The 15,230-nt window shown below is 62.7% G+C and carries 19 protein-coding genes and 1 pseudogene; 18 read left to right on the forward strand and 2 right to left on the reverse strand.

The features are described from left to right. The 5 genes and pseudogenes from QZ564_RS07000 to urtE form a co-directional block, all read left to right on the forward strand. Window positions 1–192: pseudogene (locus tag QZ564_RS07000) on the forward strand (transporter substrate-binding protein); the annotation flags it as partial. A gap of 77 nt (window positions 193–269) precedes the next feature. After that, window positions 270–1,889: an urea ABC transporter permease subunit UrtB gene (urtB, locus tag QZ564_RS07005; protein ID WP_297106887.1), complete on the forward strand. Its 1,620-nt coding sequence runs from the start codon at window positions 270–272 to the stop codon at window positions 1,887–1,889. 40 nt (window positions 1,890–1,929) lie between these two features. Continuing rightward, a complete protein-coding gene (gene urtC, locus QZ564_RS07010) occupies window positions 1,930–3,138 on the forward strand; it encodes an urea ABC transporter permease subunit UrtC (RefSeq protein ID WP_297106890.1) in 1,209 nt (402 codons plus the stop codon). Window positions 3,139–3,141: 3 nt separating this feature from the next. Beyond that, window positions 3,142–3,891 (forward strand): urea ABC transporter ATP-binding protein UrtD, encoded by a 750-nt coding sequence (gene urtD, locus QZ564_RS07015; RefSeq protein ID WP_297106893.1) that lies wholly within the window; start codon window positions 3,142–3,144, stop codon window positions 3,889–3,891. Window positions 3,892–3,893: 2 nt separating this feature from the next. After that, window positions 3,894–4,598 (forward strand): urea ABC transporter ATP-binding subunit UrtE, encoded by a 705-nt coding sequence (urtE, locus tag QZ564_RS07020; protein WP_297106895.1) that lies wholly within the window; start codon window positions 3,894–3,896, stop codon window positions 4,596–4,598. A 65-nt stretch (window positions 4,599–4,663) separates the two neighbouring features. Here urtE and QZ564_RS07025 read toward each other — a convergent pair whose 3' ends face one another. After that, window positions 4,664–4,999, reverse strand: a complete 336-nt coding sequence (locus QZ564_RS07025) for a hypothetical protein (protein WP_297106898.1) — start codon at window positions 4,997–4,999, stop codon at window positions 4,664–4,666. A 79-nt stretch (window positions 5,000–5,078) separates the two neighbouring features. On the opposite strand from QZ564_RS07025, the gene QZ564_RS07030 reads away from it, so the two are divergent. The 13 genes from QZ564_RS07030 (at window position 5,079) to QZ564_RS07090 (ending at window position 13,223) form a co-directional block, all read left to right on the forward strand. Further along, entirely contained in the window at window positions 5,079–5,921 is an 843-nt protein-coding gene (locus QZ564_RS07030) for an urease accessory protein UreD (RefSeq protein WP_297106902.1), read from the forward strand. Window positions 5,922–5,930: 9 nt separating this feature from the next. Further along, window positions 5,931–6,233 carry an urease subunit gamma gene (locus QZ564_RS07035; RefSeq protein ID WP_183310401.1) on the forward strand — a complete coding sequence of 101 codons (303 nt, stop codon included), beginning with the start codon at window positions 5,931–5,933 and terminating at the stop codon, window positions 6,231–6,233. Window positions 6,234–6,243: 10 nt separating this feature from the next. Then, window positions 6,244–6,822, forward strand: coding sequence for a HupE/UreJ family protein (locus tag QZ564_RS07040; protein ID WP_297106909.1), 579 nt, complete (start codon window positions 6,244–6,246; stop codon window positions 6,820–6,822). A gap of 9 nt (window positions 6,823–6,831) precedes the next feature. Then, entirely contained in the window at window positions 6,832–7,137 is a 306-nt protein-coding gene (locus tag QZ564_RS07045) for an urease subunit beta (RefSeq protein ID WP_297106912.1), read from the forward strand. A gap of 93 nt (window positions 7,138–7,230) precedes the next feature. Further along, window positions 7,231–7,632, forward strand: coding sequence for a hypothetical protein (locus QZ564_RS07050; RefSeq protein ID WP_297106916.1), 402 nt, complete (start codon window positions 7,231–7,233; stop codon window positions 7,630–7,632). 118 nt (window positions 7,633–7,750) lie between these two features. Next, window positions 7,751–9,460: an urease subunit alpha gene (gene ureC, locus QZ564_RS07055; RefSeq protein WP_297106925.1), complete on the forward strand. Its 1,710-nt coding sequence runs from the start codon at window positions 7,751–7,753 to the stop codon at window positions 9,458–9,460. Window positions 9,461–9,544: 84 nt separating this feature from the next. Beyond that, window positions 9,545–9,964: an MliC family protein gene (locus tag QZ564_RS07060; protein WP_297106928.1), complete on the forward strand. Its 420-nt coding sequence runs from the start codon at window positions 9,545–9,547 to the stop codon at window positions 9,962–9,964. After that, window positions 9,964–10,551 carry a hypothetical protein gene (locus tag QZ564_RS07065; RefSeq protein ID WP_297106931.1) on the forward strand — a complete coding sequence of 196 codons (588 nt, stop codon included), beginning with the start codon at window positions 9,964–9,966 and terminating at the stop codon, window positions 10,549–10,551. The genes QZ564_RS07060 and QZ564_RS07065 overlap by 1 nt, the downstream gene beginning before the upstream one ends. 5 nt (window positions 10,552–10,556) lie before the next feature. After that, window positions 10,557–11,027: an urease accessory protein UreE gene (locus tag QZ564_RS07070; protein WP_297106934.1), complete on the forward strand. Its 471-nt coding sequence runs from the start codon at window positions 10,557–10,559 to the stop codon at window positions 11,025–11,027. Beyond that, window positions 11,024–11,680 (forward strand): urease accessory protein UreF, encoded by a 657-nt coding sequence (locus QZ564_RS07075; protein WP_297106937.1) that lies wholly within the window; start codon window positions 11,024–11,026, stop codon window positions 11,678–11,680. Before QZ564_RS07070 ends, QZ564_RS07075 begins: the two co-directional genes overlap by 4 nt. Beyond that, entirely contained in the window at window positions 11,677–12,108 is a 432-nt protein-coding gene (locus QZ564_RS07080; RefSeq protein ID WP_297106940.1) for a DUF3995 domain-containing protein, read from the forward strand. Before QZ564_RS07075 ends, QZ564_RS07080 begins: the two co-directional genes overlap by 4 nt. A 16-nt stretch (window positions 12,109–12,124) precedes the next feature. Beyond that, window positions 12,125–12,757 carry an urease accessory protein UreG gene (ureG, locus tag QZ564_RS07085; RefSeq protein ID WP_297106943.1) on the forward strand — a complete coding sequence of 211 codons (633 nt, stop codon included), beginning with the start codon at window positions 12,125–12,127 and terminating at the stop codon, window positions 12,755–12,757. Window position 12,758: 1 nt separating this feature from the next. Beyond that, window positions 12,759–13,223 carry a GNAT family N-acetyltransferase gene (locus tag QZ564_RS07090; protein ID WP_297106946.1) on the forward strand — a complete coding sequence of 155 codons (465 nt, stop codon included), beginning with the start codon at window positions 12,759–12,761 and terminating at the stop codon, window positions 13,221–13,223. Here QZ564_RS07090 and glgX read toward each other — a convergent pair. Beyond that, entirely contained in the window at window positions 13,220–15,220 is a 2,001-nt protein-coding gene (gene glgX / locus QZ564_RS07095) for a glycogen debranching protein GlgX (protein ID WP_297106949.1), read from the reverse strand. The genes QZ564_RS07090 and glgX overlap by 4 nt on opposite strands. Window positions 15,221–15,230 lie beyond the last annotated feature (10 nt).

The following is a 15,230-nucleotide window of genomic DNA, read 5'->3' on the forward strand; positions in this document are numbered from 1 at the left end:
AAGCCGGTGCTGATCGGTGAAATCCAGGACGACGGCCAGTTCTTCGTGGTCTGGGAAACCGAAGACCTCGTCCCGGGCGACGCCTGGTCCGACTACCTGCCCGAGAGCAAGATGCTCGAAGCCGATTGGACCGCTCCGATCAACTGCGGCAACTACAACACCGAGACCGAGACCTGCGGCTCGGCAATGTAAGGCAGTTTGCCTGACCTGGCAGGGGCGAAACGCCCCTGCCATCTCGACTTTCCTGAACGACAAGGACTTGCCCTGCGATGCTGATCCTCCGCGCTCTCCGCCTGGTGCTACTGGCCCTGCCGTTCCTGCTGCTGCCGAACAGCGCCATCCGCGCGCAGGAGGCAGCAACCGACATTCCGGCCGCGATCCAGGCCATGGGCGAAGCAAGTCTCAAGGAACTGCAGCAGATCGTCGCCGACCTCGCCGCCACCGGCAGCGATAGCGTCGTTCCCGCCCTGACCGCCCTGGGCGCCGGCAATCTCTACCTCGACGAAACTTCCGGCACCGTGCTGATCGAACGCGGCTCGACCTATCTCGACCCGATTTCCGGCGAACCCGTGGAACTGGGCGCCGATGCCGACCTTTCAAAAATCCGCGTCAATAACGGCCTGAGGCGCGATATCGCCGCCGCCCTCGCCGGCATGACATTGATGAGCGACAATCCATCGCGTCGCCTCACGGCTGCGCAGGGCTTTCTGGCCAATCCAGACCCGGCCAACATCCCGCTGCTCGACGAAGCCATTGCCGCCGAAACCGACGCCAATGTGCTCAAGGCCATGCAGGCGGCGCGCGCTGTGACCATCCTGGGCGACGGCGAGCAGAGCGTTGAAGACCGGCAGGCCGCCGTGCCGCTCGTCGCCTCGGGCGCCGGTCGCAACGCCTTGACCATTCTCAACTCTGCGCTCAATGGCGCGCCAGAAGAGCTGGTGCCTACAATTCACTCGGCCATCGCGGGCCTTGAACAGGAACGCGCCATCTGGGGCGCCCTGCAGAATGTCTGGTTTGGCCTGTCACTAGGCTCCGTGCTGTTGCTGGCCGCCATTGGCCTGGCCATCACCTTCGGGGTCATGGGCGTCATCAACATGGCGCACGGCGAAATGGTGATGCTGGGCGCCTACACCACATTCATCGTGCAGCTTGTCATCCGCCAGAATTTTCCGGGCCTGCTCGACTATTCCCTGCTCATCGCCCTGCCCTGCGCCTTCCTCGTCACCGGGGCGATCGGTGTCGGCATCGAACGCGGCATCATCCGCTGGCTCTATGGCCGGCCGCTGGAAACCCTGCTCGCCACCTGGGGCCTGTCGCTGATCCTGCAACAAACGGTGCGCTCGATCTTCGGGCCAACCAACCAGATGGTGATCGCCCCAACATGGATGGCCGGCTCGACTGAATTCTTCGGTCTTTCCATCACCTATGGCCGCTTCTGGATCGTGATTTTCGCGCTGATCGTCTTCTTCATGCTGCTGCTGATCCTCAACCGCACACCGCTGGGCCTGCAGATGCGGGCGGTGACGCAGAACCGCCGCATGGCTTCGGCCATGGGCATCCGTACCCCCTTTGTCGACGCCATGACTTTTGGCCTCGGTTCCGGCATTGCCGGTCTCGCCGGCGTAGCCCTGACCCAGATCGACAACATCTCCCCGAACCTGGGGCAGAACTACATCATCGACAGCTTCATGGTCGTCGTGTTTGGCGGGGTGGGTAATCTCTGGGGCACGCTTGTGGGCGCGCTGACGCTGGGCGTCGCCAACAAGTTCCTCGAACCCTATGCCGGCGCAGTGCTCGGCAAGATCCTGATCCTCGTCCTCATCATCCTCTTCATCCAGCGGCGTCCGCGGGGCCTGTTCGCCCTCAAGGGCCGGGCGGTGGAACAATGATCGCCTTGTCCATTTGCCCGCTGACAATCGGAGGCTGCTCATGCTGACCCAAGCCCTGTTCCGCGCCCTGGACAAGAAAGCCGTCTGGGTCATCGGCATCTTCCTGGCCGTTGCGATCCTCGTGCCCATGGCCAATCTGCTGATCCCGCCGGGCCAGTTCGGCCATGTGCCGACCTACCTGGTCTCGCTGATGGGCAAATATCTGGCCTATGCGATACTCGCCTTGGCGCTCGATCTGGTCTGGGGCTATTGCGGCATTCTCTCGCTCGGGCATGGCGCCTTCTTCGCCCTCGGGGGCTATGCCATGGGCATGTACCTCATGCGCCAGATCGGCAGCCGCGGCGTTTATGGCAACCCGGTGCTGCCTGACTTCATGGTGTTCCTGAACTATTCCGAACTGCCCTGGTTCTGGCTCGGCTTCGACAATTTCTGGTTCGCCATGCTCATGGTCGTGTTCGTGCCGGGCCTGCTGGCGTTCGTGTTCGGTTTCTTCGCCTTCAGAAGCCGCGTCACCGGCGTCTATCTCTCCATCATCACCCAAGCGATGACCTTCGCCCTGCTGCTCGCCTTCTTCCGCAACGACATGGGCTTTGGCGGCAATAACGGGCTCACCGATTTCAAGGACATTCTCGGCGTTCCCGTGCAGGCGCAAACGACCCGTGCCACACTGTTTGCCGCCACCGCCATTACCCTGGCGCTCTCGGTGCTGGTCTGCTCGCTGATCGTCAATTCCAAGCTGGGCAAGGTGATGGTTGCTGTGCGAGACGCCGAAAGTCGCACCCGGTTCCTCGGCTATCGCGTCGAATATGTGAAGCTCTTCGCCTTCACCGTATCGGCCATCATGGCGGGCATCGCCGGCGCCCTCTATGTGCCGCAGGTCGGTATCATCAATCCGTCCGAGTTTGACCCGGCCAATTCCATCGAGGTGGTCATCTGGACCGCCGTTGGCGGGCGCGGCACGCTGATCGGGCCGATCATCGGCGCCATTGTGGTCAATCTGGGCAAATCCTGGTTCACCACAACCCTGCCCGAGCTGTGGCTGTTTGCACTGGGTGCCCTCTTCATCTTCACCACCCTGTTCCTGCCCAAGGGCATTGTCGGGCTGTGGAACCAGATCTTCGGCGCCCGGAAAACGGTCGCTGCGGGCGATCAGCCTGAGGCCCCGACGCCTGAACAATCCGCCGATATCGAGCGGGGGGAAGACCCGTCCAGTTTCGGCCACGAAGCCCAACCGAAGCCCGCGGAGTAAGCCATGAGCGCCCATACCGACACCATGCTCTATCTCGACGGCGTCTCGGTAGCCTTTGACGGCTTCAAGGCCATCAACAATCTGTCCATCATCGTCAAACCCGCCGAAATGCTGGCGATCATCGGGCCCAACGGGGCGGGCAAGACCACGATGATGGACATCATAACCGGCAAGACCAGTCCCGACGCCGGTCAGGTTCTGTTCGATGGCCGAACCGATCTCACCAAGCTGGACGAGGCGGCGATCGCCAATCTCGGCATCGGCCGCAAGTTCCAGAAGCCGACGGTGTTCGAGAGCCATACGGTCTGGGACAATCTCGAAATGGCGCTGAAAAAGCCACGCGGCATCTTCAGCACCTTGTTCTACACAGCGAGCGAAGATGACATCGCCCGGATCACCGAAATCCTCGAGACGGTTCGGCTCATCGCCCGCAAGGATGAACTGGCCGCAAATCTCAGCCACGGCCAGAAGCAGTGGCTCGAAATCGGCATGCTGCTGGCCCAGGACCCCAAGCTGCTGCTGGTCGACGAGCCGGTCGCCGGCATGACTGACAGTGAAACCGAAGAGACAGCGAAATTGCTGCGCGAGATTTCGCAGACCCGCTCGGTGGTCGTGGTGGAACACGACATGAGTTTTGTGCGCGACCTGGGCTCTCGCGTCGTCTGCCTTGCCGAAGGATCGGTGCTCGCCGAAGGCTCGCTCGATCAGGTCAGCGCCAATCCCGTCGTCATCGAACGCTATCTGGGGAGGTGAGGATGACAGCTGCACTCTCAATCAATGCCATCGACCTGCATTACGGCGCTGCCCAGGCGCTCAAGGGCATTTCCATCACCTGCCAGCCGGGCAAGATCACCGCTGTGCTGGGCCGCAATGGCGTGGGCAAGTCATCCACCCTCCGCGCCATCACCGGCATCAACCACATCTCGGCGGGCGAGATAACCTTTGGCGACGATGTGCTCAAACGCTCGCCCCCCTACAGGCGGGCGCGCATGGGCATCGGCTATGTGCCGCAGGGTCGCGAGATTTTTCCACTGCTTACGGTCAAGGAAAATCTCGAAACCGGCTATGCCGGCCTGCCCCGATCCGAGCGCAACGTCCCCGAATACATTTTCGAGCTGTTTCCAGTTTTGAAGTCCATGCTGGGCCGCCGGGGCGGCGACCTCTCTGGCGGACAGCAGCAGCAATTGGCGATCGGCCGGGCCCTCGTCACCCGGCCCAAGGTCCTCGTGCTGGACGAACCCACCGAAGGCATCCAGCCCTCGATCATCAAGGATATCGGCCGCGCCCTGCAATTCCTGCGTGACGAGAAGGGCATGACCATCCTCTTGGTCGAACAGTTCCTCGATTTCTGCCGCGAGATTGCCGACGACATTTATGTGATGGACCGAGGCGAGATCATGCACACCGGTCCAGCCGCCGATCTCGACCTGCCCGAGGTTAGGCGGCACCTGATGGTCTAGGCCTGCACACAAAAAGAAGCGCCCGGCCAAAGCCGAGCGCCTCTTAGTTGGACGTGAGGTCCAAATTAGTCGTCGAGCCAGCCGTCGGCCTGGCAATCCTGGAGGGTGACAATGTCCAGATCGACCGAAGTGGCAGTTTCGGACTGGGTTGCCGGAACGTCATCAATGGTCGCGTCGCCAGCAACGGAGGGTTCGCTGCCATCATCCTCGGGTTCCGGCTGGACGTCCGAAAGAGACTCGGTTTCGGCCGCCAGCTGCAGGTCGGCGCAGCGGGCTTCCACAGCGGCCACATCATTCTCGGCAACAGTCTGGGTGCCAATCATCATGCCCTGAGCGAATGCGGGGGCCGCAACCATACCGGCGGCAAGGGCGACAACGGAAAGAGCAGATTTAATGGTCATCTTGATATAACCTCTTGAAAATTATCTCTGAAAGAGCACTTGCTCAGCCCCACAACGGACCCAAAGCAGGATCGTTGCAGTGAATTCGCCAAAACCAGAAATCGTGAACGGACCGATCTTGCAGCGCGCGCGCGGCATCGGCCGCATCGCGGCCAAGCAGGATGGCGACCGCACGCGGCTGGAGACGCTGTTTCAAGAAGGCTGTGGCAAGATCCGCCTGCCGAACACGCATTCACACAGCCTGGAGGCCGTTCTCATCAACACGGCCGGTGGAATCACCGGCGGCGATCATCTGCAGTGGAGCGCCGAGCTGGCGCCGGGCGGGCACATGGTCCTGACCACCCAGGCCTGCGAACGCAGCTATCGCTCCACAGGGGATTTTGGCCGGGTGGAAACAGCGCTGCGCGTCGGCGCGGATGCGCATCTCGACTGGCTGCCTCAGGAAACCATCCTCTTTGCAGCCAGCAAGCTCGACCGGCGGCTGGAGGTCGAGCTGGATGAGGGGGCAACGCTCACCGCGATCGAAGCGGTGCTCCTGGGCCGCGACGCCATGGGCGAAGACGCCGCCGATGCTTTGTTGCGCGATAATTGGCGCATCCGCCGGAATGGCAGGCTGATCCATGCCGAGGCCACCCAACTGCAGGCAACCGCCGCGGAGCGCCACAGCGCCTCGCTGCTCGCGGGCAACCGCGCCTTTGCCACGGTTCTGCACGTAGCCGCAACGCCGGACCGGGCGGCGGCCATGGGCACGCGCATCCGCTCGTGCCTGCGGGGCGAAGGAAATATTGCCGCCAGCGTCAGCCAATCCCGCCTGGTCATACGTGCCATGGCCCCGACCGGGCTTGCCCTGCGCCGCATGATCGTACCAGTCTTGCTCGAACTCACTGCCGCGGGCAGCCTGCCCCGCCTCTGGCACCTCTAGGATGGCTCAATGAACCTCACCCCCCGCGAAAAAGACAAGCTGCTGATCTCCATGGCCGCCATGGTGGCGCGCCGTCGCCTGGAGCGCGGCGTCAAGCTCAACCACCCAGAAGCCATCGCCCTGATTACTGACTTCGTCGTGGAAGGTGCGCGCGATGGCCGCGCCGTGTCCGAACTGATGGAAGCCGGCGCCCATGTCATCAGCCGAGACCAGGTCATGGAAGGCGTTGCCGAGATGATCCACGACGTCCAGGTCGAAGCTACCTTCCCAGACGGCACCAAGCTCGTCACTGTTCACCAGCCGATCCGATAAGAGGCCAAACATGCTCAAGCGAAGCCTGCTCACACTGGCGATTTCCCTGGCAGCCACCCTGCCCGCCTTTGCCCATCTCGATCCGGCAGAACATGGCTCCCTTGCTGCCGGCTTCAGCCATCCGCTGTTCGGCCTTGACCACATCCTGGCCATGGTGGCGGTTGGGCTCTGGGCGGCTCAACAGAGTGGCCGAGCCCTTTGGCTGGTTCCCGCCGCCTTTGTCGGCACCATGGCGCTGGGCTTTGCCTCGGCCATCGCCGGCATGCCCCTGCCCTTTGTCGAACCGGTCATCCTGGCATCGGTGATCTTCATCGGCATTGCCATCGCCCTGGCCCTGCCCGTTCCCACGCCTGCGATCGCCGCTATGGTCGGCTTCTTTGCCTTCTTCCACGGCCATGCCCATGGCGTTGAGCTGGGCGGTGCCGGCGCCTGGGAATTCGCAGCGGGCTTTATCCTCGCAACCGCCGTCCTGCATGCCGTGGGCATTGCTGCAGGCCTGTTACTGGCCCGATTCAGCGGCAAACTGCTGACGCGTATCGCCGGCGCAGCGACTGCGCTGGGCGGCATCTATCTGGCCATCGGCGGCTAGGAGGCCAGCATGATCCCCGGAGAAATCATCCCTGCATCGGGCGACATCGAGCTCAATGCCGGTGCCGAACAGATCGTCATCGAAGTTGCTAATGCCGGCGACCGCCCTATCCAGGTTGGTTCGCATTACCACTTCTATGAAACCAATGCCGGCCTCCGCTTTGATCGCGACAAGGCGCGCGGCATGCGGCTGGACATCGCGGCAGGAACCGCGGTGCGCTTCGAACCAGGCCAATCGCGCGAAGTCCGCCTCGTCCCGATCTCTGGCGATCGCCGGGTATTCGGGTTCAGGCAACAGATAATGGGAGACCTTTGACCGCGCGGGCGGGACGCAATTTGTCACCTCCGAGCATGGCGCTCGCTGGGGAAAGCTGGTTAAAGGGCACGTCTCAAGACCAAGGACCGTGCCATGACCAGCGAACCCAGCAAGGAAGCCCAGTTCAAGCAGCGCTTCATTTCCGTCGTTGCGGATTTGCAGCAGAACGGGATCAACGACCCCGAGGCCATGGCGCTGGTGGGCAGTCTCGCATCCGAACTGGCCGATGCGCTCAAGCAGAACAGCTGGGTGGGGGTGAAGCAGAACCTGACGCCCGAAATCTACAACGAAATGCTGGAGAGCTTCCGCAAGCGCGGCAATGAATACCACAAGGATGGCCGCACCAAGCATGCCTACGCCATCCAGCTTCTGAGTGTTTCGCTGGTCGCTGCGACCCAGCGGAACGACGCCGACATTGCGGCGGGCGAGCAATTGACCGATCAGTTGATCGAGCGCGCCGCAACGATCTATCGCCAGAACCGCTCAAGGCACTGATACCGCCCGGAGCGCGCCTGGTCAGCCACCGCGCTCCGAGCCCTTGAAAGCCCGGTTGCGACACGCCAAAGTCACACCCGGGAAGCCTTTGTTCCGGGGCAATTGAACGGGACACGACATGCCAGCACGGATCTCTCGCGCCACCTACGCCGATATGTACGGCCCCACCACCGGTGACCGCGTCCGCCTCGCCGATACCGAGCTCTTCATCGAGGTGGAGAGGGACTTCACCACCTATGGCGAGGAGGTCAAATTTGGTGGCGGCAAGGTCATCCGCGACGGCATGGGCCAATCCCAGCGCAGCCGTGCCGAAGGCGCCGTTGATACCGTCATTACCAATGCACTGATCGTCGACCATACCGGCATCTACAAGGCCGACATCGGGCTTAAAAACGGCCTCATCGCCGGCATCGGCAAGGCCGGCAACCCCGATACCCAGCCCAATATCGACATCATCATCGGCCCCTCGACCGAGGCTATTGCGGGCGAAGGCAAGATCATCACTGCCGGCGGCATGGACGCGCATATCCACTTCATCTGCCCCCAGCAGATCGAGGAAGCGCTGATGAGCGGCGTCACCACCATGCTCGGCGGCGGCACCGGCCCCGCTCATGGCACGCTCGCCACCACCTGCACGGGTGCCTGGCATATCGAGCGCATGATCGAAAGCTTCGACGCGTTCCCGATGAACCTGGCCCTGGCCGGCAAGGGCAATGCCGCCGTTGCCGCGCCGCTCGAAGAGATGATCCTTTCCGGCGCCTCCTGCCTCAAGCTCCACGAGGATTGGGGCACCACGCCGGCCGCCATCGACAACTGCCTCTCGGTTGCCGACGCCTTCGACGTGCAGGTGATGATCCACACAGACACGCTCAATGAGAGCGGCTTTGTCGAGGACACGGTGGGCGCCTTCAAAGGTCGGACCATCCACGCCTTCCACACAGAAGGCGCCGGCGGTGGGCACGCCCCGGATATCCTGAAGGTCGCGGGCCTGCCCAATGTCATTCCCTCCTCGACCAACCCGACCCGGCCCTACACGGTCAACACCATTGCCGAGCATCTCGACATGCTCATGGTCTGTCACCATCTCGACCAATCCATTCCAGAAGACGTGGCCTTCGCAGAATCGCGCATCCGCAAGGAGACCATCGCGGCCGAGGACATTCTCCACGACATGGGCGCGCTGTCGGTCATTTCGTCCGACAGCCAGGCCATGGGCCGCGTCGGCGAAGTGCTGATCCGCACCTGGCAGACGGCCGACAAGATGAAGCGCCAGCGCGGGCGCCTCCCGGAGGAAACCGGCGACAACGACAATTTCCGCGTCCGCCGCTATGTCGCCAAATATACGATCAACCCCGCTATCGCCCATGGCATGAGCCAGCATATCGGTTCGGTCGAAGTGGGCAAGCGCGCCGATCTCGTGCTCTGGAACCCGGCCTTTTTCGGCGTGAAGCCGGAAATGGTGCTGCTTGGCGGCTCCATCGCCGCCGCGCCGATGGGTGACCCGAACGCCTCCATCCCGACCCCACAGCCCATGCATTACCGGCCCATGTTCGGCGCCTATGGCAAGCTGGTCAGCCGCTCCTCGGTGGTCTTCATTTCCCAAGCAGCCCACGACGCGGGTCTGCGCGGGCGCCTCGGCGTCGACAAGCAATTGCTGCCGGTCAGCAATACCCGCTCCGGCATCGGCAAGGCCGCCATGAAGCTCAATACCGCCACGCCGAAAATCGACGTGCACCCGGAAACCTACGAGGTCCGCGCCGATGGCGAATTGCTGACCTGCGAACCAGCTACGGTATTGCCCATGGCGCAACGCTATTTCATGTTCTGAGCGCTCTTGCGCAGTCGCGCAATCGACATGAAGCTGGGATGGTGTGGGCAGAGCGAACCGAACTATCCCGCTGGAGACCAAGCCATGACTGCGCGACTGCCACTCGCCGCTATTCTGACCGCTGCCCTGATCACTCCGGGGATGGCCCAGGATGACATCACCACCATCGCGACCGTGCCGACGCTGCCGCAGACGTCGGCGTCGCTGTCGCTCACCCTGGAGAGCCAGGGCAATATCGAGCGCCGCGTGGTGACCTATCTTTGCGACGACGAGCAGGCGCTCTCAGTCCAATACCTCAACGCTGCGCCCAACTTTCTCGCCATCGTTCCCGTGGACGGCCAGAACCTGGTCTTTGCGACAACCATCTCTGCATCCGGCGCTCGTTATGTGTCGGGTCCCTATGAGTGGTGGAGCCATCAGGGCGAGGCCACCCTGCGCGATCTCATGCAGGACGAGGACGCTGAACCCCTCGCCACCTGTACAGAAGCCAGCAACACCCCCTGATGGACCCATCGCCCCTTCCCGAGCTGTTTCCGCATGTGCGCATCGTCATGGGCACAGTCATTGGCCTGGCCATCACGCGGCTGCTGATGACCGTCGCGGGCATTATCCAGCATCCGCAGCGGGGCAAGCGCTCCTTGCTGCACCTGCTCTGGATGGGTTCGATGTTGCTCGAGCTGATTCTGTTCTGGTGGTGGGAATTCGCCTTGCACCAGATCGAATTCTGGAGCTTCGGCCTGGTCCTGTTCATCATGACCTATGCCACCACGCTATTCCTGATGGCGGCCCTGCTGTCTCCCGACAGCGTCTCGGATTACACCGGCTATGAGGATTTTTTCCTCAAGCGCCGCCACTGGTTCTTCGGCCTGCTGGCTGCAACCTTCCTGCTCGATACCATAGACACCCTGGTCAAGGGCCAGAACCACTGGTCGCGGTTCGACTGGAGCTATTTCAGCCAGGTTCCGCTGGGCCTGATGCTGTGCGTCATCGCCTGGCGCAGTGCCAGCCGCAACATTCACCTGACCGTTGTAGGTCTCCACATTGCCTTCCAGGTCTTTCTTATCATCCGCTTCTTCAACACAGTCAGTTAGTGCCCATGCGTCGCGCCCTTGCCCACCTGCCACCCGGTCATGGCAGAACCCCGATTGATACGATCACCCTGGCCCACGACGAACGCCGCCTGCGCCGCAAGCTGCTTGTTGGCACCCAGGGCACCGAGGTCATGGTGGATTTTCCCGCGACCGTCACACTGGACCACAATGGCGCACTCGAGCTGGATAATGGGGAACTGGTGAGCGTGATCGCCGCTCAGGAGCCGCTCTATGAGATCCGGGCCCACGATGGCGGCCACCTGCTGCGCCTGGCCTGGCATATTGGCAACCGCCATACGCCTGCCCAGCTTGAACCGGGGCGCATCCTGATCAAGTGCGACCATGTGCTCAAGACCATGCTGGAGGGACTTGGCGCGACCGTCACCAACGTCACTGAGCCTTTCTTTGCCGAGCATGGTGCCTATCACAGCCACGCACATGGGGATGGCGGCCACGCCCTCTTGAACCGCAAGTGAGTGCCGATCTGCAGAAATTGCTGACCTGGATGTCCCCCGCCTTTCCGGTGGGCGCCTTTGCCTGGTCGGCGGGGCTTGAAACGGCCATTGTCCAGGGCAAGGTCACCGATCGCCCCTCCACCCAGGACTGGATTATGGGGGTTCTCCATCACGGCGCCCTCAAGACAGACGCCGTGCTGCTCGCCAATGCCCATGCCGGGCATGCCGATGGGGCACGACTCGCCGAGATCGCCGATCTCTGCCTCGCCCTCACCCCGGCCCAGGAGCGGCACACCGAAACGACCCTGACGGGCAATGCCTTCATGCTCGCCAGCGCTGCCTGGCCAACCAGCACGCCCGTCCAGCTTCCCAAGCCGTGCCCCTATCCCGTCGCGGTGGGTGCGCTCGCCGGCGCGCATGGTATCGACCGGCGCGACACGCTGGTCGCCTTTCTGACTACCAGCGTACATTCTCAGGTATCCGTCGCCGTGCGGCTGGTGCCCATCGGCCAGAATGATGGCCTTGCGATCATGGCCGCCCTTGAACCAGATATCGCCCGTATGGCCGATCTGTGCCTTCATGCCGCACTGGACGATATTGGCAGCCTTGCCTATGGCGCAGATATTGCGCAGATGCAGCACGAGACCCTGGCAACGAGGATTTTCCGGTCATGAACATGCTTTTCGCTTCTCTGATGTTCATTGGCCTTTTCGCCGTTTCCATCGCCCATTTCATGTGGGCCCTGGGCCGCACCTGGCCGATCCGCAACGAGAAGCTGCTGGCCCAGACCGTAGTCGGCTTCAAGGATATCGAGCGCATGCCGCCACGCCTGGCTTCGCTTGCCGTGGCCATCGCGACCTTCACCGCCGGATGCTTCGCCCTGGCCCTGGCCGACCACGACAGCGGCGGCTGGCAACTCAACCTGATCGGCTTCGCACTTGCCGCCGTGTTCCTGGCCCGAGGCATCGTCGGCTACACCCCCTGGTGGGCCGGGGTGACGCCCGAACCCAATTTCCGCCTCAATGACCGCCGGGTCTATTCCCCGCTCTGCCTTTTCCTTGGCATCGGCTTCCTGGCCCTCATCTTTCTCCGCCTGACCTGACAAAAGGAGCATTGTCATGCCAAAGAGCCTCAATGGACCCCTGCGCATCGGCATTGGCGGGCCTGTCGGCTCGGGCAAGACGACGCTGTGCGAGATGCTGCTCAAGGCCATGCGCGACCGCTATTCCATGGCCGTGGTCACCAATGACATCTACACCCAGGAAGATGCGCTGATCCTCTCGCGCGTTCAGGCGATTTCGGAGGACCGCATTGTCGGCGTGGAAACTGGCGGCTGCCCACACACCGCCATTCGCGAGGACGCTTCGCTGAACCTGGCCGCCATCGACGCCCTCAACCAGAAATTCCCCGACCTCGATATCGTGCTGATCGAAAGCGGCGGCGACAATTTGGCGGCCACCTTCTCGCCGGACCTGGCGGACCTCACCATCTATGTGATCTCGGTCGCCCAGGGCGAAAAGGTGCCGCGCAAGGGCGGCCCGGCCATTTCCCGCTCGGACCTGCTGGTCATCACCCACACCGATCTGGCCCCCTATGTCGGTGCCAGCCTCGAGGTCATGGAAAGCGATACGCAAAAGGTCCGTGAAGGCCGCCCCTATGTCTTCACCGACCTCTTGCGCCGCGAAAGCCTCGACCAGATCATCGGCTTCATCGAGAAGCACGGTGGGTTTGCGGCCGAGGCGGCGGAATAGGTTGAGCGGTTATCTGCGCCTGCGACGCTCGCTCATCGAGCCCGTCGCGGTTCCCGATCTGCCGCCCGGTGTCGGATTGTTGCCGCTCTGGCGCGCCAAGCCCGTAAACCTGCACCGCATTCTCAAAGCGGCGTATGCCGATGGCGGCGGAGAAGTCGGCAGCTTCGACCAATGGTGGTGGCCCTTGGTCGATGACGCCGAATTCGCCCCCCACTTGGTCATCATTCTGGCAGACGAAGAGGACGACCCGCTGGGGCTGGTCCAGTGCTGGACCAGCAGCTTCATCAAGGACATCGTCGTCCACCCCCGCGCACGCGGCCGCGGCCTTGGTTCCGCTCTGCTAACCCGAGCCTTTGTGCGCTTGCGCGAGCGCGGACATCTGCATGTGGACCTCAAGGTGCAGGTGGCCAACCAGGCAGCAAGGCGGTTCTATGCACGCCACGGCATGGTCGAGGCAGAGGGTTAACCGGGCCGCACCAGCGCCACGACAGACCGTGGCGGCAGGGTTGCGGTGCCCTCAGTAAGCGGCACGTCGGAGCCGGGATCGGATTGGATGCCCAGCATCCACTCACCTTCCGGCAGGCGCGCCACCACCGGTTCGATCCGCCGGTTGAACCAGACGAGCACGTCGTCTTCCTTGTGGCGAAGATGCATGCCCAGCACCGAGGCGCCGCTCTCGTTCCAGTCGCCTTCGGTCATTTCCCGGCCATCGGGATGCAGCCAGACCACGTCGCGCACCTCGTTGCGGCCCTGGCCGGTCAACCAATGATCATGGCTGACCGCCGGATGCGCCTTGCGGAAGGCGTTGATTGCCGCCACGAAATCGACCAATGCGCCGTCGGCGCTTTCCCAATCCACCCAGGTAATCTCATTGTCCTGGGCATAGGCATTATTGTTGCCCTGCTGGGTCCGATACATCTCGTCGCCCTGCTGGATCAGTGGCGTGCCGCGTGACAGGAACAGGGTGGCCAGCAATGCCCTTACATCGCGCCGGCGCGCAGCGTTGATCGCTTCGTCCTCGGTCTCACCCTCCACGCCGCAATTCCAGGAGGAATTGTGATTGTGGCCATCGCGGTTATTCTCGCCGTTCGCCTCGTTATGCTTGTCGTGGTAGCTGACGAGATCGCGCAGGGTGAAGCCATCATGCACCGCCAGCATATTGACGCCATTGCTCGGCTTGCGCCCGGAGACATCGAAGATTTCGGCCGACCCCGATACCTTGCCGGCAAGCGCCCCGATCTTGCCGCTCTCGCCCTTCCAGAAGCCCCGGATTTCGTCGCGATAGGTGTCGTTGTGCTCGGCAAATTCCTTGCCGAACTTGCCCAGGCCATAACCGCCCGGACCTGGATCCCAGGGTTCGGCCACCAGGATAGCCTTGCTCAAAACCGGGTCCGCCTTGATCTTTTTCAGCATCTCGGCTTCGGGGTCGAAACCGGGATTGCGTCCCAGCACCGTGGCGAGGTCAAAGCGAAAACCGGAAACGCCAAGCTCTTCCACGTAGTAGCGCAGGCTCTCGATCACCAGCCGCTGCACCGCCGGGTGGTCGCAGCGCAGCGTATTGCCCGTGCCGGTGTCGTTCACGAGGTGCTTTTTGCCGTCCACCTCGACAAAGCGATAATAGGTCTGCGGGTCCAGCCCCATCATGGAAAGGATCGGCCCCTGGCTGTCCCCTTCCCCGGTGTGGTTATAGACCACGTCCAGGATCACCGAGATGCCGGCTTTGCGATAGGCGTCGGTCATCACCCGCATCTCCTGCGGGCCGCGCGGCGCCAGCCGTGGGTCAACAGCAAAATAGGCCACCGGATTGTAGCCCCAGGCATTGGTCAGCCCCAGGGCTGGCAGGTGCCCTTCATCGATCCATGCCGCCGTGGGCATCAATTGCACCGTGTCGACACCAAGATATTTGAAATGGTCGATCACCCGGCGCGTCGTCAGCGCCGCCACGGTCCCGCGCAACGGTCCCTGCACGCTGGGATGCCGCATAGTGAAGCCACGCACATTGACCTCGTAATAGAGGCTCGGCGCCTTCTTGCGGGGATGCGCAGGCTCGTTGCCGCCTCCCGGCACGATGGCCTTGGGAACCAGTTCAGCAGTATCCACCGCATCCTCGCGCGGCAGCCGCAACCGTGGCGAACGTACAAACACCCGGTCCAGATGCCGGGCATAGGGATCGACCAATAGCTTATTGGGATCGAAGAAATAGCCTTGATCGGGGTCATATCGGCCGTCGGCGCGCAGGCCATAGCGCGCTCCAGGGCCGACATTGGCGATCAGCCCGGCGTGAACATTGTCCTTGTGCACGTCCAGCTCGAACCGATCGATCTCCTTGTCCTGCTCGTCGAACAGGCAGACCCAGATGGCGCTGGCGCTCTCGGAATAGACAGCAAAATTGACGCCCTCGGCACTCGCGACGGCGCCGAGTTGGTCCGTGCGCCCGGCATGGGGCACCAGTTCGGGTTTCATGGACAAGGCG

The sequence above is a fragment of the uncultured Devosia sp. genome (assembly GCF_913055165.1).
Taxonomy (GTDB): Bacteria; Pseudomonadota; Alphaproteobacteria; order Rhizobiales; family Devosiaceae; genus Devosia.